This window comes from Bergeyella anatis, from assembly GCF_036016955.1.
Lineage (GTDB): Bacteria > Bacteroidota > Bacteroidia > Flavobacteriales > Weeksellaceae > JAYWXI01.
Map to the genome: position 1 here is coordinate 1 of NZ_JAYWXI010000169.1, position 363 is coordinate 363.

Annotated in this window: 1 pseudogene; it reads right to left on the bottom strand. The window is 38.6% G+C overall.

Annotated elements, in window-relative coordinates:
* Positions 1–363: pseudogene (locus VQ048_RS12790) on the bottom strand (type VI secretion system Vgr family protein); the annotation flags it as partial.

Consider the following 363-nt stretch of genomic DNA (forward strand, 5'->3'; position numbering starts at 1 on the left):
CCTATTACTTTTACTTTGGCTTCTGGTGGGTAATTTTTACATACTTCTGCTATAATTTGCTCTACCGTCATTTTCTCAAAACTACGGCTATTCTTCCCATTCTCTAATAATATACTGGGAGCTGATGCCGTGATATATAAGTCCCCCGTACCACTATCGCCATTCTTCTTGTTGCTAACGTGGGTAACAATACCTTGAAAACTCTGAATCACCTTCCCATACTGATGGAAGTTTAATAAAAATTGCTCCCCTAAAAGTAAGCGGGATTGACGCATTAAAAATCCATAGAAGTCATCTACCACTTCATCGGATACAATAATGGTAAATTCATCGTGCTTGCCTGTGTATTGATGTATCTCTACC